The 26,816-nt window shown below is 59.7% G+C and carries 19 protein-coding genes; 6 read left to right on the top strand and 13 right to left on the bottom strand.

The window, feature by feature from the left end; all coding sequences use genetic code 11:
* The first annotated feature begins 9 nt into the window (after positions 1–9).
* The 6 genes from infB (at position 10) to JJD66_RS01990 (ending at position 7,602) form a co-directional block, all read left to right on the top strand.
* Positions 10–2,526, top strand: coding sequence for a translation initiation factor IF-2 (gene infB, locus JJD66_RS02015; protein ID WP_003194185.1), 2,517 nt, complete (start codon positions 10–12; stop codon positions 2,524–2,526).
* Positions 2,527–2,685: 159 nt separating this feature from the next.
* Positions 2,686–3,081, top strand: a complete 396-nt coding sequence (rbfA, locus tag JJD66_RS02010) for a 30S ribosome-binding factor RbfA (RefSeq protein ID WP_003176137.1) — start codon at positions 2,686–2,688, stop codon at positions 3,079–3,081.
* Between the two features lie 3 nt (positions 3,082–3,084).
* Complete coding sequence (gene truB, locus JJD66_RS02005; RefSeq protein WP_003176136.1) at positions 3,085–4,002, top strand: tRNA pseudouridine(55) synthase TruB; 918 nt, start codon at positions 3,085–3,087, stop codon at positions 4,000–4,002.
* A 115-nt stretch (positions 4,003–4,117) separates the two neighbouring features.
* The gene (gene rpsO / locus JJD66_RS02000) at positions 4,118–4,387 is read left to right on the top strand and encodes a 30S ribosomal protein S15 (protein WP_003177875.1); all 270 of its coding nucleotides are present in this window, start codon (positions 4,118–4,120) and stop codon (positions 4,385–4,387) included.
* Positions 4,388–4,582: 195 nt separating this feature from the next.
* A complete protein-coding gene (gene pnp / locus JJD66_RS01995; protein WP_200647501.1) occupies positions 4,583–6,688 on the top strand; it encodes a polyribonucleotide nucleotidyltransferase in 2,106 nt (701 codons plus the stop codon).
* 293 nt (positions 6,689–6,981) lie between these two features.
* Positions 6,982–7,602 (top strand): BON domain-containing protein, encoded by a 621-nt coding sequence (locus tag JJD66_RS01990; protein ID WP_054898021.1) that lies wholly within the window; start codon positions 6,982–6,984, stop codon positions 7,600–7,602.
* A gap of 284 nt (positions 7,603–7,886) precedes the next feature.
* Here the strand turns inward: JJD66_RS01990 and JJD66_RS01985 are convergent, their stop codons facing one another.
* The 13 genes from JJD66_RS01985 to dksA all read right to left on the bottom strand — a co-directional run bounded on the left by JJD66_RS01985 (position 7,887) and on the right by dksA (position 26,589).
* Positions 7,887–10,808 (bottom strand): DUF748 domain-containing protein, encoded by a 2,922-nt coding sequence (locus tag JJD66_RS01985; protein ID WP_200647500.1) that lies wholly within the window; start codon positions 10,806–10,808, stop codon positions 7,887–7,889.
* Positions 10,809–10,896: 88 nt separating this feature from the next.
* The gene (locus JJD66_RS01980) at positions 10,897–11,913 is read right to left on the bottom strand and encodes a class I SAM-dependent rRNA methyltransferase (protein ID WP_014719947.1); all 1,017 of its coding nucleotides are present in this window, start codon (positions 11,911–11,913) and stop codon (positions 10,897–10,899) included.
* A gap of 92 nt (positions 11,914–12,005) precedes the next feature.
* On the bottom strand, positions 12,006–13,943 hold the full coding sequence (gene acs / locus JJD66_RS01975; RefSeq protein WP_200647499.1) for an acetate--CoA ligase: 1,938 nt from the start codon (positions 13,941–13,943) through the stop codon (positions 12,006–12,008).
* A 105-nt stretch (positions 13,944–14,048) separates the two neighbouring features.
* Positions 14,049–15,713, bottom strand: a complete 1,665-nt coding sequence (pgi, locus tag JJD66_RS01970; protein ID WP_034127010.1) for a glucose-6-phosphate isomerase — start codon at positions 15,711–15,713, stop codon at positions 14,049–14,051.
* A 223-nt stretch (positions 15,714–15,936) separates the two neighbouring features.
* A complete protein-coding gene (panC, locus tag JJD66_RS01965) occupies positions 15,937–16,788 on the bottom strand; it encodes a pantoate--beta-alanine ligase (RefSeq protein ID WP_198715326.1) in 852 nt (283 codons plus the stop codon).
* Complete coding sequence (gene panB, locus JJD66_RS01960) at positions 16,785–17,585, bottom strand: 3-methyl-2-oxobutanoate hydroxymethyltransferase (RefSeq protein WP_034127012.1); 801 nt, start codon at positions 17,583–17,585, stop codon at positions 16,785–16,787. The genes panC and panB overlap by 4 nt, the downstream gene beginning before the upstream one ends.
* 364 nt (positions 17,586–17,949) lie before the next feature.
* On the bottom strand, positions 17,950–18,435 hold the full coding sequence (gene folK, locus JJD66_RS01955; RefSeq protein ID WP_200647498.1) for a 2-amino-4-hydroxy-6-hydroxymethyldihydropteridine diphosphokinase: 486 nt from the start codon (positions 18,433–18,435) through the stop codon (positions 17,950–17,952).
* A gap of 2 nt (positions 18,436–18,437) precedes the next feature.
* Positions 18,438–19,841 carry a polynucleotide adenylyltransferase PcnB gene (locus tag JJD66_RS01950; RefSeq protein WP_003194157.1) on the bottom strand — a complete coding sequence of 468 codons (1,404 nt, stop codon included), beginning with the start codon at positions 19,839–19,841 and terminating at the stop codon, positions 18,438–18,440.
* A 697-nt stretch (positions 19,842–20,538) separates the two neighbouring features.
* Complete coding sequence (locus tag JJD66_RS01945; protein ID WP_200647497.1) at positions 20,539–21,975, bottom strand: sigma-54-dependent transcriptional regulator; 1,437 nt, start codon at positions 21,973–21,975, stop codon at positions 20,539–20,541.
* 22 nt (positions 21,976–21,997) lie between these two features.
* Positions 21,998–24,952: a sensor histidine kinase gene (locus tag JJD66_RS01940; RefSeq protein ID WP_003194154.1), complete on the bottom strand. Its 2,955-nt coding sequence runs from the start codon at positions 24,950–24,952 to the stop codon at positions 21,998–22,000.
* Positions 24,936–25,112 carry a hypothetical protein gene (locus JJD66_RS01935; protein WP_003176118.1) on the bottom strand — a complete coding sequence of 59 codons (177 nt, stop codon included), beginning with the start codon at positions 25,110–25,112 and terminating at the stop codon, positions 24,936–24,938. Before JJD66_RS01935 ends, JJD66_RS01940 begins: the two co-directional genes overlap by 17 nt.
* Positions 25,113–25,174: 62 nt before the next feature.
* Positions 25,175–26,062: a tRNA glutamyl-Q(34) synthetase GluQRS gene (gluQRS, locus tag JJD66_RS01930; protein WP_034127016.1), complete on the bottom strand. Its 888-nt coding sequence runs from the start codon at positions 26,060–26,062 to the stop codon at positions 25,175–25,177.
* A gap of 83 nt (positions 26,063–26,145) precedes the next feature.
* A complete protein-coding gene (gene dksA / locus JJD66_RS01925; RefSeq protein ID WP_003194150.1) occupies positions 26,146–26,589 on the bottom strand; it encodes an RNA polymerase-binding protein DksA in 444 nt (147 codons plus the stop codon).
* Positions 26,590–26,816 lie beyond the last annotated feature (227 nt).

The following is a 26,816-nucleotide window of genomic DNA, read 5'->3' as shown; positions in this document are numbered from 1 at the left end:
GAGAAGTGCATGACGCAAGTCACGGTGAAACAACTGGCCGATGAGGTCAAAACACCGGTAGAGCGCCTGTTGCAGCAGATGCGTGAGGCAGGTCTGCCGCACACCGCCGCCGATGAAGGTGTGAGCGATAGTGAGAAGCAGTCTTTGCTGACTCACTTGAAGAGCAGCCACAAGGCGAAAGTGGAAGAACCGCGCAAGATTACATTGCAGCGCAAAACCACCAGCACCCTGCGGGTTGCGGGTAGCAAGAGCATCAGCGTTGAAGTACGCAAGAAGAAAGTCTTCGTACAGCGCAGCCCGGAAGAAATCGAAGCCGAGCGCAAACGCGAGCTGGAAGAACGTCGCGCAGTAGAAAATGCTGCACGTCAGAAGGCTGAAGAAGAAGCCAAGCGTCGCGCCGAAGAAGAAGCGCGTCGCCAGCCTGCTGCTGCGCAACCTGCTGCCACTGACGCGGTCGCCGCCCCTGTTGAAGCTGTGCGTGAGGCTGCCCCGGCTGCCGCCGCACCTGCTCCTGCAGCAGACGCCCGCAAGCGCGACGAACCTCGTCGTCCGGACAAACCACGTGCTGACGATAACAATCGTCGCGGTGGTGGTGGCGATGGCGAGCGTAAAAACGCTCCGCACCGCGCCTCGGTCAAAGAGAAAGCGCCTGCGCCACGTGTTGCCCCACGTACTACCGACGAAGAAAGCGATGGCTTCCGTCGTGGTGGTCGCGGCAAAGCCAAGCTGAAGAAACGCAACGCCCACGGTTTCCAGAGCCCAACCGGCCCTGTCGTGCGTGAAGTGAAGATCGGCGAGACCATCACTGTGGGCGATCTGGCCCAGCAGATGTCGGTCAAGGCTGCTGAAATCATCAAGTTCATGTTCAAGCTGGGCACCCCAGCCACGATCAACCAGGTACTGGATCAGGAAACTGCCCAGTTGGTTGCTGAAGAGCTGGGCCACAAAGTGACCCTGGTCAGCGACACCGCCCTGGAAGATTCCCTGGCCGAGTCCCTGAAGTTTGAAGGCGAGGCAGTTTCCCGTGCGCCGGTTGTGACCGTAATGGGCCACGTTGACCACGGTAAAACTTCCCTGCTCGACTACATCCGTCGTGCCAAGGTTGCCGCGGGCGAAGCCGGTGGTATTACCCAACACATCGGTGCATACCACGTTGAAACCGAGCGCGGCATGGTCACCTTCCTCGACACCCCAGGTCACGCCGCGTTTACCGCAATGCGTGCCCGTGGTGCCAAGGCGACCGACATCGTTATCCTGGTGGTTGCAGCGGACGACGGCGTAATGCCGCAGACCATTGAAGCTGTCCAGCACGCCAAGGCTGCCGGTGTTCCTCTAGTCGTTGCCGTGAACAAAATCGACAAGCCGGGCGCCGATCTCGATCGCATCCGTAGCGAACTGTCGGTTCACGGCGTGACGTCCGAGGAATGGGGTGGCGAGACGCCATTCGTATCGGTCTCGGCGAAAATGGGTACCGGCGTTGACGAACTGCTCGAAGCGGTGCTGTTGCAAGCCGAAGTCCTGGAACTGACCGCTACTCCATCGGCTCCTGGCCGTGGCGTCGTGGTTGAGTCCCGTCTCGACAAGGGCCGTGGCCCGGTTGCCACCGTGCTGGTTCAAGACGGTACCCTGCGCCAAGGCGACATGGTACTGGTCGGTTCGAACTACGGCCGTGTACGTGCCATGCTCGACGAGAACGGCAAGCCAATCAAGGAAGCAGGTCCTGCCATCCCAGTCGAGATTCTCGGCCTGGACGGCACGCCGGACGCTGGCGACGAGATGAGCGTAGTGGCTGACGAGAAGAAAGCCCGTGAAGTGGCTCTGTTCCGTCAAGGCAAGTTCCGCGAAGTCAAGCTGGCCCGTGCTCACGCCGGCAAGCTGGAAAACATCTTCGAGAACATGGGCCAGGAAGAGAAGAAGACGCTTAACATCGTCCTCAAGTCTGACGTTCGTGGTTCCCTCGAAGCGTTGAACGGTGCCTTGAACGGCCTGGGTAACGACGAAGTGCAAGTGCGTGTTGTCGGTGGCGGTGTCGGTGGTATCACCGAATCCGACGCCAACCTGGCACTGGCCTCCAACGCTGTACTGTTCGGCTTCAACGTGCGTGCCGATGCTGGCGCTCGCAAGATCGTCGAGCAGGAAGGCCTGGACATGCGTTACTACAACGTCATCTACGACATCATCGAAGACGTCAAGAAAGCCCTTACCGGCATGCTTGGCAGTGACGTCCGGGAGAACATCCTGGGTATCGCCGAGGTGCGTGATGTGTTCCGCTCGCCGAAATTCGGTGCGATCGCCGGCTGTATGGTGGTTGAAGGCACTGTGTACCGTAACCGTCCAATCCGTGTACTGCGTGAAGACATCGTTATCTTCGAAGGCGAGCTGGAATCCCTGCGCCGCTTCAAGGATGACGCTGCCGAAGTACGTGCCGGCATGGAATGCGGTATCGGCGTCAAGAGCTACAACGACGTCAAGGTTGGCGACAAGATCGAAGTCTTCGAGAAGGTTCAGGTTGCTCGCAGCCTCTAACTCGCGCACTTCAGGAGCCGCGCAGCGTGTGGGCATGCAGATGCCCCGCACAGCGTCAGGACTCTAAACGCAACGCCCGGTCTGGCTTTTGTCAGGCCGGGCGTTTGCCGCTTTCAGACCCCACGGGTTTCACCGTGTGGCAGTAACAGGTAACAAGACATGGCAAAAGAATACAGCCGTACCCAGCGTATCGGCGATCAGATGCAGCGTGAGCTGGCCCAACTGATCCGCCGCGAAGTCAAAGACCCACGCGTTGGCCTGGTCACCATTACCGCTGTTGAAGTGAGCCGTGACGTGGGTCACGCCAAGATCTTCATCACCGTAATGGGGCAGGACAACAGCGAAGAAATCGCGCAAAGCATCAAGGTGCTCAACTCCGCCGCAGGTTTCCTGCGGATGCAGTTGGCCCGTGAAATGAAGCTGCGCAGCGTTCCACAGCTGCACTTCCACTACGACGAAAGCGTCGTGCGTGGCGCGCACCTGTCGGCACTGATCGAACGCGCCGTGGCTGAAGACAGCCAGCATCCGTCCACACCTGAAGACGCCAAGGAGTAAGCGGTGGCTCAGGTCAAACGTATCCGTCGCAACGTCAGTGGCATCATTCTGCTCGACAAACCCATTGGTTTTACCTCCAATGCCGCGTTGCAGAAGGTTCGCTGGCTGCTCAATGCCGAGAAGGCCGGGCATACCGGCAGCCTTGATCCATTGGCCACCGGTGTATTGCCGTTGTGCTTTGGCGAGGCCACCAAGTTTTCGCAATACCTGCTTGATTCCGACAAGGGTTATGAAACCCTGATGCAACTGGGCAAGACCACCACCACGGCAGATGCCGAAGGTGATGTTTTGCAGGTTCGCGACGTGACCGTTGGTCGTGCGGATATCGAAGCTGCCTTACCCGCTTTTCGTGGGCAAATCAGTCAGATACCGCCGATGTACTCGGCACTCAAGCGCGATGGCCAGCCACTTTACAAGCTGGCACGTGCGGGCGAAGTAGTGGAGCGCGAACCGCGTTCTGTTACTATTGCGCGCTTGGAATTGCTCGCTTGTGAAGGCGACACTGCCCGTTTGGCCGTGGACTGCAGCAAAGGCACCTATATCCGTACCCTGGTGGAAGATATTGGTGAGCAACTTGGCTGTGGCGCATACGTTGCCGAACTGCGACGTACACAAGCCGGACCTTTCACCTTGGCCCAGACGGTCACGCTGGAAGAGCTCGAGGCAGTGCACGCCGAAGGCGGCAACGAAGCGGTTGATCGCTTCCTGATGCCATCGGACAGCGGTTTGCTGGATTGGCCATTGCTGCACTTCTCGGAGCACAGCGCGTTCTACTGGCTCAACGGCCAGCCGGTACGCGCCCCGGATGCCCCGAAATTCGGCATGGTGCGAGTACAGGATCATAACGGTCGCTTTATCGGTATCGGTGAAGTGAGCGAAGACGGGCGCATCGCGCCGCGTCGGCTGATTCGGTCAGAATGACCGAACGAGTGTGGCTGTTAACAGGCATGGTCAACACTCATTTTTAGATACAGGGATTTGTCCCTGGCCTGTTGAAACTGCCCTTTGGGTGGTTTCCTGAAAAAAGGATTGCCTCATGGCTCTCGACGTTCAAGAAAAAGCACAAATCGTAGCTGACTATCAGCAAGCTGTTGGTGACACTGGTTCGCCAGAAGTGCAAGTTGCACTGCTGACCCACAACATCAACAAACTGCAAGGTCACTTCAAGGCCAACGGTAAAGACCACCACTCCCGTCGTGGTCTGATCCGCATGGTAAACCAGCGCCGTAAGCTGCTGGACTACCTGAAAGGCAAGGATCTGGGTCGTTATCAGACTCTGATCGGTCGCCTGGGTCTGCGTCGCTAATAAGCGATTGCGCTAGAGGTTGGTTGTCTGCCGCGTGTCATCGGGATTCCCGTTGGCCCGTGGTAGGCTCCCAGCCTCAAGTTTTATCTGGATACACGTTTTACCCTGGACGAGCGTCGGGCCGATTCCCGGCATTGCCCAAGAATTTCGCAAGAAGACAAGTTCCCCCAAGAGCCACAAAGAAGGTAGGACACCGTGAACCCGGTTATCAAAAAATTCCAGTTCGGTCAGTCGACCGTTACCCTCGAGACAGGCCGTATCGCCCGTCAAGCCTCCGGCGCAGTGCTGGTTACCGTTGACGACGACGTGACCGTATTGGTGACCGTTGTTGGCGCCAAGACCGCTGACCCGAGCAAGGGCTTCTTCCCTCTGTCCGTTCACTACCAGGAAAAGACTTACGCTGCCGGTAAGATCCCTGGCGGTTTCTTCAAGCGCGAAGGCCGTCCTTCCGAAAAAGAAACCCTGACTTCCCGACTGATCGATCGTCCGATCCGTCCGCTGTTCCCAGAAGGCTTCATGAACGAAGTGCAGGTTGTCTGCACCGTCGTTTCCACCAGCAAGAAGACCGATCCGGACATCGCTGCGATGATCGGTACCTCGGCTGCCCTGGCCATCTCCGGCATTCCTTTCGATGGCCCGATCGGCGCTGCCCGCGTTGCGTTCCACGAAAGCACTGGCTACCTGCTGAACCCGACTTACGAGCAACAGAAAGCATCGAGCCTGGACATGGTCGTTGCCGGTACGTCCGAAGCCGTATTGATGGTTGAATCGGAAGCCAAAGAGCTGACCGAAGACCAGATGCTGGGTGCCGTACTGTTTGCTCACGACGAGTTCCAGGTTGTGATCAAAGCGGTTAAAGAATTGGCTGCCGAAGCTGCCAAGCCGACCTGGACCTGGGCTGCCGCCCCGGAAGCGACCGAACTGCTGGGCGCTATCCGCTCCGAGTTCGGCGCTGCCATCTCCGACGCCTACACCATCACCGTCAAGGCCGACCGTTATGCTCGCCTGGGTGAGCTGAAGGACCAGGTCGTGGCCAAGCTGTCCGGTGAAGAAGGCCAGCCTTCTTCCAGCGAAGTCAAAGCTGCTTTCGGTGAGATCGAATACCGCACCGTTCGCGAAAACATCGTTAACGGCAAGCCACGTATCGACGGTCGCGACACCCGCACCGTGCGTCCGCTGAACATCGAAGTCGGCGTTCTGCCGAAGACTCACGGTTCGGCGCTGTTCACCCGTGGCGAAACCCAGGCCCTGGTCGTTGCGACCCTGGGTACTGCCCGTGATGCACAACTGCTGGACACCCTGGAAGGCGAGAAAAAAGACCCCTTCATGCTGCACTACAACTTCCCTCCGTTCTCGGTGGGCGAGTGTGGTCGTATGGGCGGTGCAGGTCGTCGCGAAATCGGTCACGGCCGTCTGGCCCGTCGTTCGGTTCAGGCCATGCTGCCTGCCGCTGACGTGTTCCCGTACACCATCCGTGTCGTATCGGAAATCACCGAGTCCAACGGTTCCAGCTCCATGGCTTCGGTCTGCGGTGCTTCCCTGGCTCTGATGGACGCTGGTGTGCCAATGAAGGCGCCGGTTGCCGGTATCGCCATGGGCCTGGTTAAAGAAGGCGAGAAGTTCGCCATCCTGACCGACATCCTGGGTGACGAAGACCACCTGGGCGACATGGACTTCAAAGTAGCTGGTACCGCCAAAGGTGTGACCGCGCTGCAGATGGACATCAAGATCAAAGGCATCACCGAAGAGATCATGGAAATCGCTCTGGGCCAAGCCCTGGAAGCGCGCCTGAACATCCTCGGCCAGATGAACCAGATCATTGGTCAGTCCCGCACCGAACTGTCGGAAAATGCTCCGACCATGATCGCGATGAAAATCGACACCGACAAAATCCGTGATGTCATCGGTAAAGGCGGCGCGACCATCCGTGCGATCTGTGAAGAAACCAAGGCTTCGATCGACATCGAAGACGACGGTTCGATCAAGATCTTCGGTGAAACCAAGGAAGCGGCTGAAGCAGCACGCCAGCGCGTCCTGGGTATCACCGCTGAGGCCGAGATCGGCAAGATCTACGTTGGTAAGGTTGAGCGCATCGTCGACTTCGGCGCGTTCGTCAACATCCTTCCGGGCAAAGACGGTCTGGTTCACATCTCCATGCTGAGCGATGCTCGTGTTGAGAAAGTGACCGACATTCTGAAAGAAGGCCAGGAAGTGGAAGTGCTGGTACTGGACGTGGACAACCGCGGCCGTATCAAGCTGTCCATCAAGGACGTAGCAGCAGCCAAGGCTTCGGGCGTTTAATCACCCGCAGGCTTCACGCTGAAAAAAGGACTCCTCGGAGTCCTTTTTTATGAGCGCGAGAAAATGAAGCAGAATCAGCTGTTTAGCGCCGCCCAAAAGCCGCAACTTGCATGCAGGCACGATGGGCTTCATGCAAGTTGCACGATTTCGAAAATTCACACATTTCATAACTCGTTGTTTATTAAGGAATTTAACCTGTTCGGCGAGTTGGCACACTGCCTGCAATATCCCTGGTAGCGCTGCAGCATGAAGGTTTACGCCTGCAGACTTTTAATAAAACAGGAGTTACTCGTATGAAGAAGTTCGCTCTCGCTACTGCTACCGCTCTGACCCTGGCCATGGGTGCTAACGTAGCCTTTGCTCAGACTTCCCAAGCCCCTATGACTTTGGCGGCCGGTGAAGCGACCAAGGCTAAGGAAAGCGTTTCGGATACTTGGATCACCACTAAAGTCAAAGCTGACCTGCTGACCGAAAAAGGCATTCCAGGTTCGGACATCAAGGTTGAGACCAACAAAGGTGTGGTTTCCCTGTCCTCCGACGTAGCTATCTCGGATTCGCAGAAAGAAATGGCTGTAGGGATCACCAAGAAAATCAAAGGTGTGACTGCTGTTTCTGCTGACGGCCTGCTGGCTGGCGGCGCTACCAAAGCTGACGGCATCGACAAAACCAAAGGCGCTGCCCACGACGCTAAAGAGACCACCAGCGATACCTGGATCACTACCAAAGTGAAGGCTGACCTGGTAACTGAAAAAGGCATTCCTGGCACCGACATCAAGGTTGAAACCAACAAAGGTGTTGTATCCCTGTCGTCGCCTACCGCTGTGACCGCTTCGCAGAAAGAAACGGCTGTAGCGATCACCAAGAAGATCAAAGGCGTTAAAGCTGTATCGGCCGATGGCCTGAAAGCAGAGTAATGCTGACGTTTCGTTTGAACTGAATAGCGGCGGCTTAGGGTGAGTTAGATATCCACCTGACGCACCTCTGGAGTTCATGCGACCGACCACACGGATGTGGTCATTACAGGCCCCGGCACTTGTGTCGGGGCCTGTTCTATTTCAGGCTGAAACAGAATGATCAGGCCAAAAAAATGTGGGAGCTGGCTTGCCTGCGATGCTGGCACCTCGGTCATTCAGTTGCACCGAGGTGATGCTATCGCAGGCAAGCCAGCTCCCACATTAGGATGGGCGGTGCTTAGAAGTTACTCAGCGTCCAAGTGCATTGGAGTGATCACTCGGCCATCTTTCTCGGCCTGCCCCAACTGCGCATCAATGAAGTACACGCGGTCATCTTCCAACTGGCCCTTGTCTACCAGGTAATCCTTGATCGTGCTGGCTCGGTCCTGCCCCAACTGGCGCAGTAGCACGTCACTGCCACTCCAGAACTTGATCACACCGTCCTTGAGCTTCGCCGAGCGCTCATCGCTGCCCAGGTCTTTCCATTCGGCCGGGGGTTGCTGTTTGAGGCGGGTGCGGTAGATGCCTTCCAGCAATGGTGCTTTTTCCTTCTCCGGCACCTCAAGCAACGAGGCCTGGGCCGGGACTTTGTCGCCACGGCGCTGGAGGATCTTGTAATAGTTGTATTGGTATTCACGTTCCAGTCGCTGTGCGGCCAGGAACGGCCCGTCGCTGCTGGCGGCAGCTGTGCCTTCAATTTCCAGGCGCAGGGCAGGGCGTTCTTTCAGCGCCTTGGCCAGGGTGTTCAGGGCGCCTTCGGCGTCTTTGTTCAGTTCACTGGAGCCTGCGGCGAACGACACATTGCCCAAGTCTTCAGAGCCGCCACCAGTGACCAGCCCACCAATGAACTTGAAGGGCGCGGTTGCCGCGCGCACCACGAGGTTGCGCAGGGTCTGCCATACAATCGGCATCACGCTGAATTGCGGGTTGTTCAGGTCGCCGCTTACCGGCAGTTCGATGGAGATCTTGCCGTCGGAGTCCTTGAGCAGGGCGACAGCCAGGCGAATCGGTAAGTCGACGGCATCAGAGCTGTCGACTTTTTCACCCAACTGCAGTTGCTCGACCACCACTTTGTTTTCAGCCTTCAATTGGCCTTTGGTGATCACGTAGTGCAGATCGAGATTCAGGCGGCCCTTGCGGATGCGGAAGCCTGCGAATTTACCTGAGTAAGGCGTCAGGTTGGTCAGCTCGACACGCTTGAAGCTGGTGGCGATGTCCAGCGCGGCCATCGGATCAAACGGATTCACGCTGCCTTTGATCGTCACTGGCGCGTAACGGTCCACCTTGCCTTTGATATCGACGCTGGCCGGTTTGGCCTGGCGACTGTCGATGGTGCCAATCTGGCCGTTGAGCTGTTGAATCGCGGTGGCAAAGTTGGGGGTGAGGCTGAAGTCGGCAAAGTTGGCCGAACCGTCGTTGATCGCGATCTGCCCGATATGAATGCCCAGGGGCTTGTCGTTACTGGCGGCAGGTTTGGCTGCCGACTTGCTGCCGCTGTCGGCCGGCTGCGGAATCAGCAGGTCGTCGATGTTAGTGGTGCGATCTTCGTTGATCATGAAGCGCGCATACGGCTGCAACAGGTTGACCTTGTCGATCGACAGGCTTTGGCCGTGCTGGTAGTTCACGCCCTCTAGCACCAGGCGCTGCCACTTGAGGAAGTCGCGGGTCTTCAGGGTGTCCAGGGTATGCAACTGGTCAACCTGGGCGCGGCCGGTGACCTGGAGGGCCAGTGGCTCGGTGCTTTTGAGGTTTACGTCCAGGTTGCTGCCCAGCATGCCGCTGCGCAATTCCAGGCGAATAAACGGGCTGATATAGGCCTGGGCGACCCGCAGGTCGATGTCCTGGGTGTTGACTTTCAGCTTGGCGCTGACCGGGTTGAGGTTAACTTCGCCTGTTGCCTGGATCTTGCCTTGCTTACCCAGGCCGGTGTCGACCTTCAAGGCGAAGGGGCTCTGGTTGAGGCTGTCAAAGTTTTGTACGTCGACATTCAACGGGCCCAGTTCCAGCGCGACCGCAGGTTTAGCCTGTCGGTCTGCCAGGTGAACCTGATAGTTACGCAGTTGCACATCCTTGAGCAGCACTTGCCACGGCTTGCTAGGTGCAGTCGGTTGCGCCGAAGGCGCGTCGGCAGCGGCTGGCTCCGGTGCCTTGGCCGGTTTGCTCGGTTGGCTGGCGAACAGTTTCTGCCAGTCCAGTTGACCATCGGCCTCACGGGCGGCCCAGGTTTCCAGCTTGTTGCTGCGGATCTTGCCGACAATGACCTGCTGCTTGGCCAGGTCTACTGTGGTTTCGCTGACGTCCAGGCGCTCCAGGCGTGCCAGTGGCCGGCCATCGGGGGCCTTGATCGCAAAGGGGGCGATGCTGGCGGCGGTGTTGGTCAGGTTCAGCTCGGTTTCTTTGGCCAGGCTGAATTTGTAGTCAGTGCTGAAGTTGAGCACCCCGTCTTCCAGCACCAGTGGCAGGGCGTCACGTACATACGGCCACCAGGCTTTCATCTTGCCGTCGGTAACCTTCAAGGTACCTTCGGAGGTGATCGGTACCAGGCTGAAGTTGCCTTTCCAGTCGATTTGCCCACCTTCGGGGCCGGCGGCGACCAGCGTCATGTCGGCATTGTCGTCAGGCAAGGTGCTGAGGTTTTTCAGCTCGAAGTCGAGTTCGTCGTAGAGGAATTCGATGGGCTCGCTGGGGCGCAGGTCCTGGAAGTGCAGGTTACCGCCCGCCAGCTTGATGCTGTCGATACGCAGTGGGAACGGCTTGGCATCGGGATCGTCCGGGGTTGGCTCGCTCGGTGGCAGTTTGAACAACTGCGCCAGGTTCAGTTGGCCGGACTTGTCGAACAGCAGTTCGGTCTTGGGCTTGTCCAGTTGCACATCGGCCAAGTGCAGGGCGCGGGTCCAGAGGCTGTCGATCTGCAGGTTGGCGTAGAGGCGTTCGAAACCTACTTGCTCTTTGCCTGGCTCACCGATCTTCAGGCCCCACAGCGTCAGTTCCAGGCTGAAGGGGTTGAGCTCGATGCGCTCGATTCGCGACGGCACCGTGGCGTAATTGGCCAACTGTTGGTTGGCAATGCGAAGGGCGATGCCGGGTAATATCAGAAAGCCCAGCAAGCTGTACAAAGCAAGGGCGGTCAACAAGGCGCCTACGGCGCGGATCAATCCTTTGGGCATGGGTGAACGCCATCTATGTCGAACGAGAGTGCCTTGGAGTATGGCACGGGAATTCGGTTCCGAAGAACCGTGGGCGCTGGGAAACTTCCTACAAATGCAGGATCAGCGTCTTCAGCGGAGGCTGTTGGTCCCTGGAGGGAAAGTCGGCTCCGGGTGTCATAACCTGCCATTCGCGCACCGGGCGCCCGGCTTTTTCTGCGCAGCGCAGCACCTGTTCACGCCAGTCCTCCATGCTGACCTTTGCCAGGTTGTTGCAGCAAATCAGCACGCCATTGTCGGCGGTGGCCAGCAGTGCGGGTTTGAGCAGGCTTTGATAGTCGCGCAACAGGTCGACAGTGCCGAAAGCGCTCTTGGCCCAAGCGGGAGGATCGAGCAGTACCAGGTCGTACTGGCGCTGCTCCAGGCGTGGATAGCTCGGCAGTTTCTGCCCGCGACGCTGGGTGATCGGCAGGCCCGCCAGTTGGCGAATCGCCGGGAAGTAATCGGACTGTACAAACTCCATGCTCGGCAACTGCGGGTTGAGCTGGCCGTTTTCACGCCCTACCGCCAGGTTGCCCTCGGCAAAATCCAGGTTGCACACCTCGCGTGCGCCGCCCGCTGCCGCGCTCAAACCTACACCGCAGGTATAGGCGAACAGGTTCAGCACGCTTTTGCCGGCGCTGTGGTCCTTGACCCAGCCCCGGGTGTTGCGCAGGTCGAGGAACAGCAGTGGGTCTTGCCCGGCGTGGCGCCCACGCACACGGTAGTTGAGGCCCCACTCGTGGCCGACCAGGTCTTCCAATGCGCCAGGCTCCGCGCGGTACACCGTGTCTTCGCGGTCGATGCGCGAGTTGCCGCGGGCACGGTCGTTGTACACCAGCAACAATTCCAGGCCCATGTATTGGTTGATCAGTTGGTGCAGGTCCAGCAGGTCTGCCGTTTCCAGGGACTGGTGGAAGCTTTGTACCAGCAATTGCGGACCGTAGCGGTCGATGGTCAAGCCACCGGCGCCTTCCTGGCTGCCGTGAAACAGCCGATAGCAGTCCGTACCCTGGGCGTGCAGCGTGTTGATCAGGTCTTGGCGGTGATCGAGGGCGGCGCGCAGCGCCTGATTCAAGGGAGTCATGGAGCGCGCCTTGCTGGTTGATGAATAAGAAAAATGGGGCGCGAAGTTTAACAGCTAACCCCGGCCTGCACAGGCCGGGGATAATTCTGGCGCTATCGGTTGAGGCGTTTGTCGATCAAACCGTCCACCACGCTGGGGTCGGCCAGGGTGGAGGTGTCGCCCAGGCTGTCCAGTTCGTTACAGGCGATCTTGCGCAAGATGCGCCGCATGATCTTGCCGGAGCGGGTTTTCGGCAGGGCAGGGGCCCATTGGATCAATTCCGGTTTGGCGAAGCTGCCAATCTCCTTGCTGACCAACTCCAGCAGGTGCTTTTTCAACGCGTCGCTGGGTTCGACGCCATTCATGGGGGTGACAAAGGCGTAGATGCCCTGGCCCTTGACGTCGTGGGGGTAGCCCACCACGGCGGCTTCGGCGACCTGATCATGCAGCACCAGCGCACTTTCCACCTCGGCGGTGCCGATGCGATGGCCGGACACGTTGATCACATCGTCGATCCGCCCGGTGATCCAGTAGTCGCCGTCTTCATCGCGCCGTGCGCCATCCCCGGTGAAGTAGTAGCCGGGGTAGGGCTTGAAGTAGGTGTCGATCATGCGCTGCGGGTCGCCGTAGACGCTGCGAATCTGCCCCGGCCAGCTTGATCTGATGGCGAGTACACCACTGCCGGCGCCACTGATTTCCTTGCCCTGTTCATCGAGCAACACCGGTTGTACGCCGAACATGGGCTGTGTCGCGCAGCCCGGTTTGATGCGCTGGGCGCTGACCAGCGGGCTGAGCATGATGCCGCCGGTTTCGGTCTGCCACCAGGTATCGACAATCGGGCAGCGCTGTTCGCCGACGGCGTTGAAATACCAGTCCCAGGCTTCCGGGTTGATCGGCTCACCTACGCTGCCCAGCAGGCGCAGGCTGGCGCGCGATGTGCTCTGCAGCGGGCCGTGGCCTTCACGCATCAGGGCGCGCAAGGCGGTGGGTGCTGTGTAGAAGATATTCACCTGGTGTTTATCGATGACCTGCCAGAAGCGCGAACTGTCCGGATAACTCGGCACGCCTTCGAACATCAGCGAGGTGGCGCCATTGGCCAGCGGGCCGTAGACGATATAGCTGTGGCCGGTGACCCAGCCCACGTCGGCGGTGCACCAGAACACTTCGCCTTCCTGGTAATCGAGCACGTACTTGAAGGTCATCGCCGCTTGCAGCAGGTAGCCAGCGGTGGTGTGCAACACGCCTTTGGGTTTGCCGGTGCTGCCGGAGGTATAGAGGATGAACAGCGGGTCTTCAGCGTCCATCGGCTCGGGTGGGCAGTTGTCGCTGGCGGCGTCCAGGGCAGCTTGGTACTTTAGGTCGCGGCCCTCGTGCCAATTCACGCCCGCCCCGGTGCGCTCTACCACCAGTACCGTGCTGACGTTCGGGCAACTGGCCAGGGCTTTGTCGACGTTCTGTTTCAACGCCACGGGCTTGCCACCGCGTACGCCCTCGTCGGCGGTGATCACGGTGCGGCAATCAGCGTCGAGGATGCGGTCGCGCAGGGCGTCCGGAGAGAAACCACCAAACACCACCGAGTGCACCGCGCCAATTCGCGTGCAGGCCAGCATGGCGTAGGCCGCCTCGGGGATCATCGGCATGTAGATGCAAACGCGATCACCTTTGTTCACGCCACGGCTTTTCAACACATTGGCCAGGCGGCTGACGTTTTGGTGCAGTTGACGGTAAGTAATCGTGCAGGATTTTGACGGATCATCGCCTTCCCAGATGAAGGCCGGCTGATCGGCGCGTTGCGCCAGGTGGCGGTCGATGCAGTTGTAGCTGACGTTCAACTGACCGCCGGCAAACCATTGGGCGGCACCGGTGTGGATGTCTGACTGCTGGACGTTGTGCCAGGGTTTTATCCAGTCGAGAAAACCCTTGGCCTGTTCGGCCCAGAAGGTGTCTGGCTGGTCGATGGATTGGCGATAGAGGCGCTGGTAGTCCTCTTGACTGAGTTGCGCAGCCCGGCGGACGGCATCGGCGGTGGGAAAGGTGCTGATATCGAACATGAGCGCTCCTTATTCTTGTTTTTGCGACAAGTCATAAAGATGCACCCTGGGGCGGGAGGGTTCAAGGCCAACGTCCAAACGCACGTTGGCCTTGAATGAACGGCTTCAGCCGCGGTGACGACCACGGAAGTAGTTGATCAAGCCCTGGGTCGAAGCATCTTCGGCCAAGGTTTCTTCGGCGCCGGTCAGGCGGTTGTACACGCCTTTGCCCAACTCCTTGCCCAGTTCAACACCCCATTGGTCGAAGGCGTTGATGCCCCACACCACGCTCTGCACGAACACCTTGTGTTCATACATAGCCACCAGTGCGCCAAGGCGACGCGGGCTGATGCGCTCGACCACCAGGGTGTTGCTCGGACGGTTACCCGGGATCACCTTGTGCGGTGCCAGCTTCTGTACTTCGGCTTCCGGCAGGCCCTTCTCACGCAGCTCGGTTTCGGCCTCGCTGCGGGTCTTGCCGAGCATCAGCGCCTGGCTCTGGGACAGGCAGTTGGCGTACAGCCACTGATGGTGGTCGGACACGGGGTTGAAGCTGACGATCGGCACGATGAAGTCGGCCGGGATCAGTTGAGTCCCTTGGTGCAGCAACTGGTGGTAAGCGTGCTGGCCGTTGCAGCCTACGCCGCCCCAGATCACCGGGCCGGTATCGGTGGACACTGGCGTACCGTCCTGGCGCACGCTCTTGCCATTGGATTCCATGTCCAGCTGCTGCAAATGCTTGGTGATGTTACGCAGGTAATGGTCGTACGGCAGGATCGCATGGCTCTGCGCACCCCAGAAGTTGCCGTACCACACCCCCAGCAAGCCCAGCAGCACGGGCATGTTGGCTTCGAACGGCGCGTTCAGGAAGTGCTGGTCCATGGTGTAGGCACCCGACAGCAGTTCCTTGAAGTTGGACATGCCGATAGCCAGGGCAATTGGCAAACCGATGGCAGACCACAGCGAGTAGCGCCCACCGACCCAGTCCCACATTGGGAAGATGTTTTCTTCGCGAATACCGAAAGCCACGGCCGCGGCATTGTTGCTCGAGACGGCGATGAAGTGGCGATACAGCTCGGCTTCCGAGCCCCCCTGGGCCAGGTACCAGGCGCGGGCGGCCTGGGCGTTTTTCAGCGTTTCCAGGGTGTTGAAGGATTTGGACGAGACGATAAACAGCGTGGTCTCGGCGCGCAGCTTCATGGTCAGTTCGTGGAACTCGCTGCCGTCGATGTTCGCCAGGTAGTGGCAACGCACGCCTTTATGGGCGTAGGACAGCAAGGCCTCCGAGACCAGTTCCGGGCCGAGGAATGAGCCACCGATACCGATGTTCACCACGTCGGTGATCGGCTTCTCGGTGTAGCCGCGCCACAGGCCGTCGTGGATACGGCCGACCAGGTCAGTGATCTGGTTCAGCACCTTGTGCACGTCCGGCATGATGTTCACGCCGTTGACCGACAGCTTGTCGCCCACCGGGCGGCGCAGGGCGGTGTGCAGGGCAGGGCGGCCCTCGGAGGAGTTGACCGGTTCGCCAGCGTACTGCGCGTCGATCGCCGCCTTGAGATTGACTTCCTTGGCCAGGCCCACTAACAGGTCGCGGGTTTCGCTGGTGATCAGGTTTTTCGAGTAATCGAGGAAAAGTCCGCAGCTGCTCAAGGTGAACTGGGAAAAACGCTGAGGATCGGCATTGAACGCCTCGCGCATGCTGAAATCCTGCATGGCTTGGCGATGTTGAACAAGCGCTTGCCAGGCGGGCAGCGCGGTAACGTCATGAGGGGTGCGGTAGTACGCCATCGCTGCGGGTTTCCTTTTATTACGGGGACTGCCTTTAGGACACTTCAAAGCCCGGAACATCCAGTCCTATCGCAAGGATTGGGTTCCAGACAGCGCTAACCATAGCGCAGGGCAGTTACATTAAACCTAGCGTGTGGATATGTCTTGGCTTTGTCTGCGCTGTGGCCGGTACTTTTTTATACCGGCACAGCCGTCGGGGCAACAGGTTGAGGTAAAGCGGGCGTCAGGCGAGGTTCAGGTGCAGGTTATCGATGAGGCGTGTTGCCCCCAGATAAGCGGCGACCAGGATCACCACATCACGATCTTCAGCCGTGGCTGGGCGCAGATGTACGCCTTGGCGCACTTCCAGGTAGTCCATGCGCAGCCCTGCGGCTTCAATCTGCTGGATGTGCTCGGCGCGAAGCCTGGCAAAATCGTGATTGCCACCTTGGATGGCCGTGGCGATCTGGCTGAGCGCGCGGTACAGCACTGGCGCGACCGCCCTTTGCTCATCGGTGAGGTAACCGTTGCGTGATGACAGCGCGAGGCCGTCCTCGGCGCGCACGGTGGGCTCGCCGATGATCTGGATCGGCATGTTCAGGTCGCGGACCATAGCGCGGATCACCGCCAACTGCTGGTAGTCCTTCTGGCCAAATACGGCCATGTCCGGCTGGACCATGTTGAACAGCTTGCTGACCACCGTGGCCACCCCTTCAAAGTGCCCTGGGCGGCTGGCGCCGCACAAGCCTTCGGACAGCTGAGGCACGCTGACGCGGGTTTGGCCGTTCATGCCGTCGGGGTACATTTCCTCGACCGTGGGCGCGAACAGCAGGTTGCAGCCGGCCTGCAGGAGTTTTTCCTGGTCGGCGGCCAAGGTGCGCGGGTATTTGTCCAGGTCTTCGCCAGCACCGAATTGCAGTGGATTGACGAAAATGCTCGCCACCACGAAATCCGCTTGCTGCGCGGCCTTGGTCACCAGGGTGGCGTGGCCGCTGTGCAGGTTGCCCATGGTGGGTACAAAGCCGATGCGCTTGCCGGCGCTACGGGCGTGGGTTACGGCAGCCCGCAGTTCGCGGACGGTTTTAACGGTGTTCATGCCGAGAATCCGTGTTCAACGCCTGGGAACGTCACGTTTTTGACTTCGCTGACGTAGGCGCTCAAGGCGGCGTGGATGCTGTCCTGGCCAGCCATGAAGTTCTTCACGAACTTCGGCACGTGGCCGGTGATCGACAGGCCGAGCATGTCGTGCAGGACCAGCACCTGTCCGTCGGTGGCGGAACCGGCGCCAATCCCAATCACGGGCACTTTGACGGCCTGGGTGATTTCGGCAGCCAGTTCGCTAGGCACGCACTCCAGCAGAATCATCGCTGCACCGGCCTGTTCCAGGGCGATGGCATCGGCGCGCATCTGGCGGGCCTGGGCTTCATTGCGGCCCTGCACTTTGTAGCCACCGAGGATATTCACCGACTGCGGTGTCAGGCCCATGTGCGCACACACTGGCACGCCGCGCTCGGCCAGCAGCCGGATCGACTCGGCCAGCCACACGGCACCTTCGACTTTGATCATGTGCGCGCCGGCCTGCATCAGCTTGCCGGCGTTCAGGAAGGTTTGCTCAAGGGTGGCGTAACCCATGAACGGCAGGTCCGCGATGATAAAGGCGCCATCGTTGCCACGCTTGACGCTGGCGGTGTGGTAGGCGAGTTCATCGGTGGTCACAGGCAGCGTGCTGTCATTCCCTTGAAGAACCATGCCCAGGGAGTCGCCCACCAGCAGCACTTCGACTCCAGCCTGGCAACTGGCGTGGGCGAAAGTGGCGTCATAGCAGGTCAGCATGGTGATTTTTTCACCTTTGAGCTTGAGGCTCTGCAAGGTGGTCAGGGTAATGTCTGGCATGAAAGGGTCCTCGTTCAGGCGCTTGGAAACAGCGAGTAACGCGCGTGAGTCTTCGTTTATACAGGCGCACTGTCTTGAAAGCAGTGCTTATATGGCCTGGATTGCGCCCTGTCGCGCCGGGTTGGCGGCAGCGGGACGCCTATAGTCGTGAGGAGGACACGGGAAGTCAATTGGATGTGTTACCGCATTGTTACGATGGCGGTGTTACCGCTGTTACTGACGCGATTCAGCAAGATGGGCACAGGTTGGGGGCGCACTGAATATCTGATGTGGGAGCTGGCTTGCCTGCGATGGCATCACCTCGGTGTGGCTGATACACCGTGTCGCTAGCATCGCAGGCAAGCCAACTCCCACATTGACCGAGTCATTCTTGAGGGAGGCGTTCCAGGCCGACGAACGGGCAGGCGGTGAGCAGGTCGCTCAAACGCTGGCCGTCAGGTAGCTGCAGGTCGGCAGGCGCCAACTCAGCCAACGGATACAGCACAAACGCGCGCAGATGCATCTGGTAGTGCGGCACCTTGAGGCGCGGCTCGTCGATCAGGCGATCACCGAACAGCAGGATATCCAGGTCCAAGGTGCGCGGGCCCCAGCGTTCCAGGCGTTCGCGGCCCTGATCGCTCTCGATGGCTTGCAGCGCATCAAGCAGGTCCAATGGCGCCAGGTGACTGTCCAGAGCCGCAACGGCGTTGGTGTAGCGCGGTTGGCCTGGCAGCAACGAGTCGCTTTGATAGAAGGCGGACACACCGGCGAGGTGGGTGCCAGGCAGTTGCGCCAGCGCCTCGACCGCGCTGCGCAATTGTTGTTGCGGGGCAGCCAGGTTGCTGCCCATGCCGATGTAGATACGTTCCACGTTTATTCGCCCGCAGCGCCCGACGCATCGGCACTGCTGCGTTTACGCTTGGTGCCGCTGCGGCGACGCTTTTTCGGCCCTTCGCCGGCGCTATCGCCTTTGCTGCCCAACTCGCGAATCATTTCGCGGCGCTGGCTGTCATTGGCGTCCTGATAATCGGTCCACCATTCGCCCAGGCCATCGGTCTGCTCGCCCGCGCTTTCACGTAGCAGCAGGAAGTCGTAGCCGGCACGGAAACGCGGGTTGTCCAGCAACAGATCGGCGCGTTTGCCGCTGCGGCGTGGCAGGCGCTCCTGCATGTCCCAGATTTCGCGGATCGGCATGGTGAAACGTTTGGGGATGGCGATGCGTTGGCACTGTTCGGCGATCAGCTCGTGAGCCGCTTCCTGCATGGCCGGGATCGGCGGCATGCCACGGTCCTGCAGGCGCAGTACGCGTTTGGGCAGGGCCGGCCACAACAAGGCGGCAAACAGGAATGCCGGGGTCACCGGTTTGTTCTGCTTGATGCGCAGGTCGGTGTTGATCAAGGCTTCGCTGATCAAGGTGTGGGTGTACGTCGGGTTGTACTCCAAGGCCTCGGCGCTGGCCGGGAACAGGGGGTCGAACAACTGCAGGTCCACCAGCATTTCAAAGGTGTCGGCGGCGTAGCCCGAAAGGAACAGCTTGAGCACTTCCTCAAACAGGCGTGCCGAGGGGATTTCCCGCAGCATCGGCGCCAGTTCGCGAATCGGCGCGGCGGTGTGTTTTTCGATGCCGAAGTTGAGCTTGGCGGCGAATCGCACGGCACGCAGCATGCGCACCGGGTCTTCCTGGTAGCGCTGCGTCGGGTCGCCGATCAGCCGGATCAGGTTGTTGCGAATGTCGTGTACGCCGTTGGCGTAATCGAGGATGCGCTCGCTGACCGGGTCGTAATACAAGGCGTTGATGGTGAAGTCGCGACGTTGCGCGTCCTCTTCCAGAGTGCCATACACGTTATCGCGCAGGATGCGCCCGCTTTCGTTACGGGAAGACTGGTTAGTGTCCTCCTCTTCATCGTTTTGCGGGTGACCGGCGCGGAAGGTCGCGACCTCGATGATTTCGCGACCAAAGTGGATATGCACCAGCTTGAAGCGCCGGCCGATGATTCGTGCATTACGAAACTCGGCGCGCACTTGTTCAGGCGTGGCGCTGGTGGCGACGTCGAAATCCTTGGGCGTGATATTGAGCAGCATGTCGCGTACGCAACCACCCACCAGGTAGGCCTGGTAGCCGGCGTTCTGCAAACGTTCGACGATGTTCACTGCATAACGGCTGAATTGAGCGCGCTGCAGCGAATGCTGGCTGCTGTTGAGCACTTCAGGCGTGCTGCGTTTGTGTTGCGTTCGACGCAAGGGAGAACGGAATGACTGGAACAACTTCTTCAGCATGGGATGCACTGTTTGAAGGAATGTTCGGCCATAACGAAGAATGACCGCATGATGGGCGGGGATTCTAGCATTTAGTCAGGGGATGGTGTAGGAACAAGCTAAAGGCATTGCGCCATAAGCGTTTGAAGGTCAAATCCCGGAAACTACAAGGGGAGCCGAAGCTCCCCCAGAAGTAGTTGCGTGCTCTATTTTTATTATTGATGTCGGGCTTCTTGTTTTTGTTGATCGCCCTCGCCACGAAGCTTCACCTTCATGACACTCCCAATCGGGAGCCAAGAGCAAACGGATTGCTTTGGTCGCTGTGTTGCTGATCTACGATCCAACCAGTTCAGGCTCTGCCTTAGGGCAGTTTTTGTTGTTCTCGGCCTGGTTGCGGGGCAAGCCCCAAATGCAACGCCTCTCCAAAAGAATCAGTTAGCTGCGCCTCCGCCGTGTTGTTTTTGTTATGCGTGAGTCGATTCGTCTTATTTTTATTGTCTTGTACAAAGCTTGTTATTGTTTTTGTACTAAGCATATAGCAGGGTGCGTGCCAACTTTTGCGCCGACCAGCAAAACCGGGGGTTTGGGTTGGTTTCGCCAGATTGAGGGCCAAAAAAAAGCCGGGGCTTCGTTACCGTAAGCCCCGGCTTTTGTTACGTGAAAAGTCAGCGGTAACAGTTTTTTCACATCAACAGGTGTTACCTGTGGGGCCGCACCCTCAGCTTTCGCTGGCCACCCCGGTCTTGCGCCGCGGAATGCCCAGGCGCTGACGCCGTTCCCACAGGCATTTGCGACTCACGCCCAGCTTGCGTGCCAGCTCGGTCTCGGTCATATGGTCCTGATGCTCGAGCACGAAGTGCTGGAAGTAGTCTTCCAGTGACAAATCTTCCGTCGGTTCATGGCTGGTATTGCTACCGCCGCCCTGCTGCGGGGCCAGGCCGATGAAGTCGTCGTCATCCAGGTCGCTGAGCTCAATGTCGATGCCCAGCAACTCGGCGGAGATCTCCGCGCTCTCCGACAGAATCACGGCGCGCTCGACGGCGTTCTCCAGCTCACGCACGTTCCCTGGCCACGAGTAGTGACGGATCGCCTGTTCGGCGTCCGCGGCAAATTTCAGGTCGGTGCGGTCAATGCGTGCGCCTTGGCGCAACAGGAACGCGTTGGCGATTTCGTTGACGTCGGCGCCACGCTCGCGCAGGGCCGGCAGTTTGAGCGCGATGACATGCAGGCGGTAATACAAGTCCTCACGGAACTGGCCGATCTTGGCCAGGCTCTTGAGGTCACGGTGTGTCGCCGCGATCAATCGAACATCGACCTTCTGCGATTGCACCGAGCCGACCCGGCGAATTTCGCCTTCCTGCAGCACGCGCAGCAAACGCGCCTGTGCTTCCAGGGGCAACTCGCCAATTTCATCAAGGAACAACGTGCCGCCGTCCGCGGCCTCCACCAGGCCCGCACGCCCGGCGCTCGCACCGGTGAACGCACCTTTCTCGTGGCCGAACAGCTCGGACTCGATCAGGGATTCGGGGATCGCCGCGCAGTTCACCGAGATCATCGGCGCCTTGGCGCGCTTGGACAGGTTGTGCAGGGCGCGGGCCACCAGCTCTTTGCCGGTGCCCGACTCGCCCTGGATCAATACATTGGAGTCAGTCGGCGCCACCTTGCGGATCTTGCTGTACAAGTCCTGCATCGGAGGGCAGGAGCCGATAATGCCGATCTCGCCATTGCTGTTGTTGGCACCTGGTTTTTCGGCGCCGCTGGTCTTGCCGGTGGGGCGTGGCTCGGCAGGCGCACTGCTGGCCGACACACGGTCACGCAGGATGCGGGCCACGGCCTGGAGCATCTCGTCGTGATCGAAAGGCTTGGCGATGTAATCCACCGCGCCCATCTTCATCGAGTCCACCGCCGAGCGCAGGCTGGCGTAGCTGGTCATGATCAGCACCGGGGTGCCCTGGCCCAGCTTGATCAGCTCGGTGCCCGGGGCGCCTGGCAGGCGCAGGTCACTGACAATCAGGTCGAACGTGGGAATGCTGAATCGCTCTTGGGCTTCCTGCACCGAGCCGGCTTCGCTGACCTGGTACTGATTACGTTCAAGCAGGCGACGCAAGGCAGAGCGGATAATGGTTTCGTCTTCGACGATCAAAATGTGCGGCATTGATTCAATTCTCTCGACGGTCTCAGTTCACAGCGGACGTCGCTTCGACATGACGCGGCAAGGTCACCCGGATACGGGTGCCGCGTTGGCTTTGTGTGTCAGCCGGGCTGTCGATGGTGATTTGTCCATAATGCTCTTCAACGATGGAATAGACCAGTGCAAGGCCCAGACCGGTACCTTCACCGGGGTCCTTGGTGGTGAAGAAGGGTTCGAACAATCGGTCCATGATGTTCTGTGGGATGCCGCTGCCTTCGTCTTCCACGATCAGGTCGACCGTGTGCTCGAAAGCCTCGCTCTTGACGCGTACAGCACTGCCGGCCGGCGACGCGTCGCGGGCGTTGGACAGCAGGTTGATCAGCACCTGGGCCAGGCGTTGTGAGTCGCCATCGACCCAATGGTCCGGATCGCACAGGTTAAAGAACTGTACTTCGAAATTGCGCCGGTTCAAGGCCAACAGCCCAATGGCATCCTGGGCCACTTCGGCCAGGCACACCGCTTCGTCCTGATTCTGATGGGCGCCGGAGTGGGCAAAGCTCATCAGCGACTGGACGATGCGTGAAACCCGCTTGGTCTGTTCAAGGATTTGCCCGCTGATTTCGGTGATTTCCCCGTCTTCTTCACGCTCTTCCCGCAGGTTTTGCGCCAGGCAGGCGATACCGGTGATCGGGTTACCGATTTCATGAGCCACGCCGGCCGCCAGGCGCCCAATGCTGGCCAGGCGTTCGGAGTGCACCAGCTTGTCTTCGAGCATCTGTGTATCGGTCAAATCTTCGACCAGCAGCACCAGGCCGCTGTTACCCGGCGCCAGGGGCTCGTCGATGGCCGCTTTGTGCAAGTTGAGCCAGCGGGTCTGGCCGTCGAGGGCCAAGTGCTGTTTGTGCAAGTGCTCGTCTGGCAGGTTGATGAAACCCTGCAGCAGCTCTTTCCAGGGATCGCCCAGGGTATTGAGGCGCGAACCCACCACCCGCTGGGCGGCGATGCCGGTGAGTTCTTCCATGGCCTTGTTCCACATCAGGATTTCCTGGTCCTTGGCCAGGGAACACACGCCCATCGGCAGTTCCTGCAGGGTCTGGCGGTGGTAACGGCGCAGGGCGTCGAGTTCGGCGGCCAGGCCCGTGAGACGTGAGTGGTAATCCTCCAGCCGGCTTTCGATGAAGTGGATGTCTTCGGTAACGTAGTTTTCGCCACCGGCCTTGTAGGGCAAGAAGGTTTCCACCATGTCCTGGGACACGCTCGGCCCCATCAAGCCGGACAGGTTGGCTTCGATACGGTCACGCAGGCGGCGCAGGGCATAGGGGCGGCGCTCGTCAAATGGCAGGTAGAGGTCGCGCAGCGCCTGTTCAACTTCCTTTTGTGCGGCCTTGGCACCCAGGGGCTTGGCCAGTTGTGTGGCGAACTCCTGGGGCGAGGCCGCATGCAGTTCGCGGCGTTGCGGGCGGCGCACGTTATCCACCGCGCAGGCTTCGGCGGCGCTGGTTTCTTCGGCGCTGGCGTTGGTGAACAGCGAGATCAGGGTAAACATCAGTACGTTGGCGGCCAGCGAGGCGATGGCAGCCATGTGCCAACTGGTGTCGTCCAGCACGTAAATCATGTTCAGCAACGGGATATAGAAGCCCTGCAAGTTGCCGACCAGCGGTAGCAGCATGGTCACGGTCCACACCAGGATCCCGGCCAGCAGCCCGGCAATAAAGCCACGGCGATTGGCGGTCGGCCAGTACAGCACCGACAACACGCCCGGCAGGAACTGCAAGGTGGCGACAAACGCGACGATGCCGAGGTTGGCCAGGTCTTGCCCGGCGCCCAGCAGCAGATAAAACGCGTAGCCGGCCATGATGATCGCGACGATCAGCGCGCGTCGGGTCCATTTCAACCAACGGTAGATATTACCCTCGGCTGGCGGCTGGTACAGCGGCAGTACCAAGTGGTTGAGCGCCATGCCCGAGAGTGCCAGGGTGGTAACGATGATCAGCCCGCTGGCGGCCGACAACCCCCCGACATAGGCCAGCAGCGCCAGAGCCGGGCTGTTGGCGGCAATACCGATGCCCAGGGTGAAATACTCAGGGTTGGTGGTGGCCCCCAGTTTCAGGCCGGCCCACAGGATCAGCGGCACCGCCAGGCTCATTAGCAGCAAGAACAGCGGCAAGCCCCAGCTGGCGCTAACCAGCGAGCGCGGGTTGAGGTTCTCGGTGAAGGTCATGTGGTACATGTGCGGCATCACGATCGCCGAGGCGAAGAACACCAGCAGCAGCGTACGCCATGGTCCCTCCTGCAAGGGCGTATGCAAGGCGGCAAGGGCGGTCTGGTTTTGCAGCAGCCACAGCTCCAGCTGTTGCGGCCCGTCGAACACGCCGTAAAGCGCGTAAAGGCCGACGCCGCCGATGGCGATCAGCTTGATGACCGACTCAAAGGCAATCGCAAACACCAGGCCCTGGTGTTTCTCACGGGTGGCGATATGGCGAGAACCAAAGAAGATGGTGAACAAGGTGATCAGCGCGCAGAACGCCAGGGCAACCCGGTGTTGCACGGGCTCGCGGGTCAGGATGCTGATGGAATCGGCCACCGCCTGGATCTGCAGGGCCAGCAACGGCAGCACGCCGATCAACATGAAGATCGTGGTCAGCGCGCCGGCCCAGGTGCTGCGAAAGCGAAAGGCAAACAGGTCTGCCAGGGAGGACAGTTGGTAAGTCCGGGTGATTTTCAGGATCGGATACAGCAGCACCGGCGCCAGCAGGAACGCGCCGGACACCCCCAGGTAACTGGAGAGAAAGCCGTAGCCGTACTGATAGGCCAGCCCCACCGTGCCGTAGAACGCCCAGGCACTGGCGTAGACGCCCAGGGACAAGGTATAGGTCAACGGATGGCGAATGATCGCCCGCGGAATCATTCCGCGCTCACTGATCCAGGCCACGCCGAATAACGCAGCCAGGTAGGCGGCGCTGATCAGCAGCATCTGGGTGAGACTAAAGCTCATCGGCATCTTTTTGGCTCTGCAGGATGAAGGTCACGACGATCAGGATCAGCCATAGCAGATAAGGGCGATACCAGGCGCCCGTGGCGTCGATCCACCAATCCATGATGGCGGGGGAGAACAGGTAGATCCCGACGACCAGCAGCAGGACCAAACGATAGATGTACATGTTGGCCTCTGATTAAAAATCTGCCGCGATGTTAACGGATGATGGGCAACCTGCAAGCGCCTTCAACTCAATTGCGCTTCGGCCAGGGTCAGTGTGCGTGGGATGCGGGTGGCGTCCCAGTGTGCAATGCCCCAATCCAGCAGTTCTCGTGGGCTGGCGTACTGCAACTGCGCGTCGGGCTGTTGGCCAAGGGCACGCAGCGCTCTGAGCAGCAAAGGCGTGGCTTGGTCGGCTGTCAACGGTGGAGAGCGGTAGGACTTGCCCAGCTTGTTGCCGTCTGGCTGCACGATCAGCGGCACGTGCAAGTAGCGGGGTTGGCGCAGGCCGAGCAGTTCTTGCAAGTAAAGCTGGCGCGGCGTGGAGTCGAGCAGGTCGGCGCCGCGTACGATATCGGTTACACCTTGCCAGGCGTCGTCGAGCACCACCGCCAGTTGGTAGGCGTAGAGGCCATCGCGCCGACGAATGATGAAGTCGCCGGCATCGCGACCCAGATGCTGCCGGAACTCGCCCTGGACGCGGTCGACAAAGTGATACTCCAACTCGGGCACGCGCAGGCGGATCGCGGCATCCTGCTGTTCGTGGCCGGCATTGCGGCACAAGCCTGGGTAAATCCCGTTGTAGGGCTCCAATTGCTTGCGCGAGCAGGTGCAGGCGTAGGCCAGGCCATGGTTGAACAGGTCGTTGAGCACTTTAGCGTAGGCATCATGCCGCTCGCTCTGGCGAACCAGTTCGCCATCCCATTCAAAGCCGTAGCTTTCCAGCGCATGCAGGATCGCCGCCTGAGCGCCGGGCTCTTCACGGGGAGGGTCAAGGTCTTCCATGCGCATCAACCAACGGCCGTGGTGGGCGCGTGCATCGAGGTAGGAGGCGAGGGCGGCAACCAGGGAACCGAAGTGCAAATGGCCGCTGGGTGTGGGGGCGAAACGCCCAATATAGGTAGAGGCTGTCATGGCCCGGATACTACTGCATAACCGGTAAACGCCAGAAACAAAAATGGAGCGTTCGCACGCTCCATTCGTTCAACTCGGCAAAGTTACTTGCCGACCTGTTTTTCCTTGATTTCAGCCAAGGTCTTGCAGTCTACGCACAGGTCCGCGGTTGGGCGGGCTTCCAGTCGGCGAATACCGATTTCGACGCCGCAGGATTCACACCAGCCGTATTCTTCGTCTTTGATCAGTTGCAGGGTCTTGTCGATCTTCTTGATCAACTTACGCTCGCGATCGCGGGCGCGCAGTTCGAGGGCGAACTCTTCTTCCTGGCTGGCGCGATCGGCCGGGTCAGGGAAGTTGGCCGCTTCATCCTTCATATGGTCAACCGTACGGTCGACTTCCTGCATCAAGTCCTGTTTCCACTTGTTGAGGATCTTGGTGAAGTGCTCGCGCATGGGCTCGCCCATGTACTCCTCGCCCTTTTTTTCGACATAGGGTTCGAAGCCGCCGAGGCCTTGAGTCTGCTGTTGCTTTGCTTGGGTGGACATGAATAGACCGCCTCTCACTCTTCTAATCCATTGCGCAGGATTGCAACGTCACCGACACCTGCCGGCCCTGCGGCTGCAAGCGGGCGAACTTACCAGATAGATTCAGGGTGCGCTACTCCCGGTTGTCGAGGCCCAAGGCAAAGGGGTTGCAAACTGCAGCAGCCCGCCATGACTGGGTATGTATCGCCTCGAATGTTGATTTTAGCTGTTTTACGAGCGCGCGCAGG

Origin of the sequence: Pseudomonas sp. MF6751 (genome assembly GCF_016613265.1) — a bacterium.
GTDB lineage: Bacteria > Pseudomonadota > Gammaproteobacteria > Pseudomonadales > Pseudomonadaceae > Aquipseudomonas > Aquipseudomonas fluorescens_BV.
Note: the sequence above shows the minus strand (reverse complement) of the source record. Positions and strands in the feature narration are given on the sequence as shown.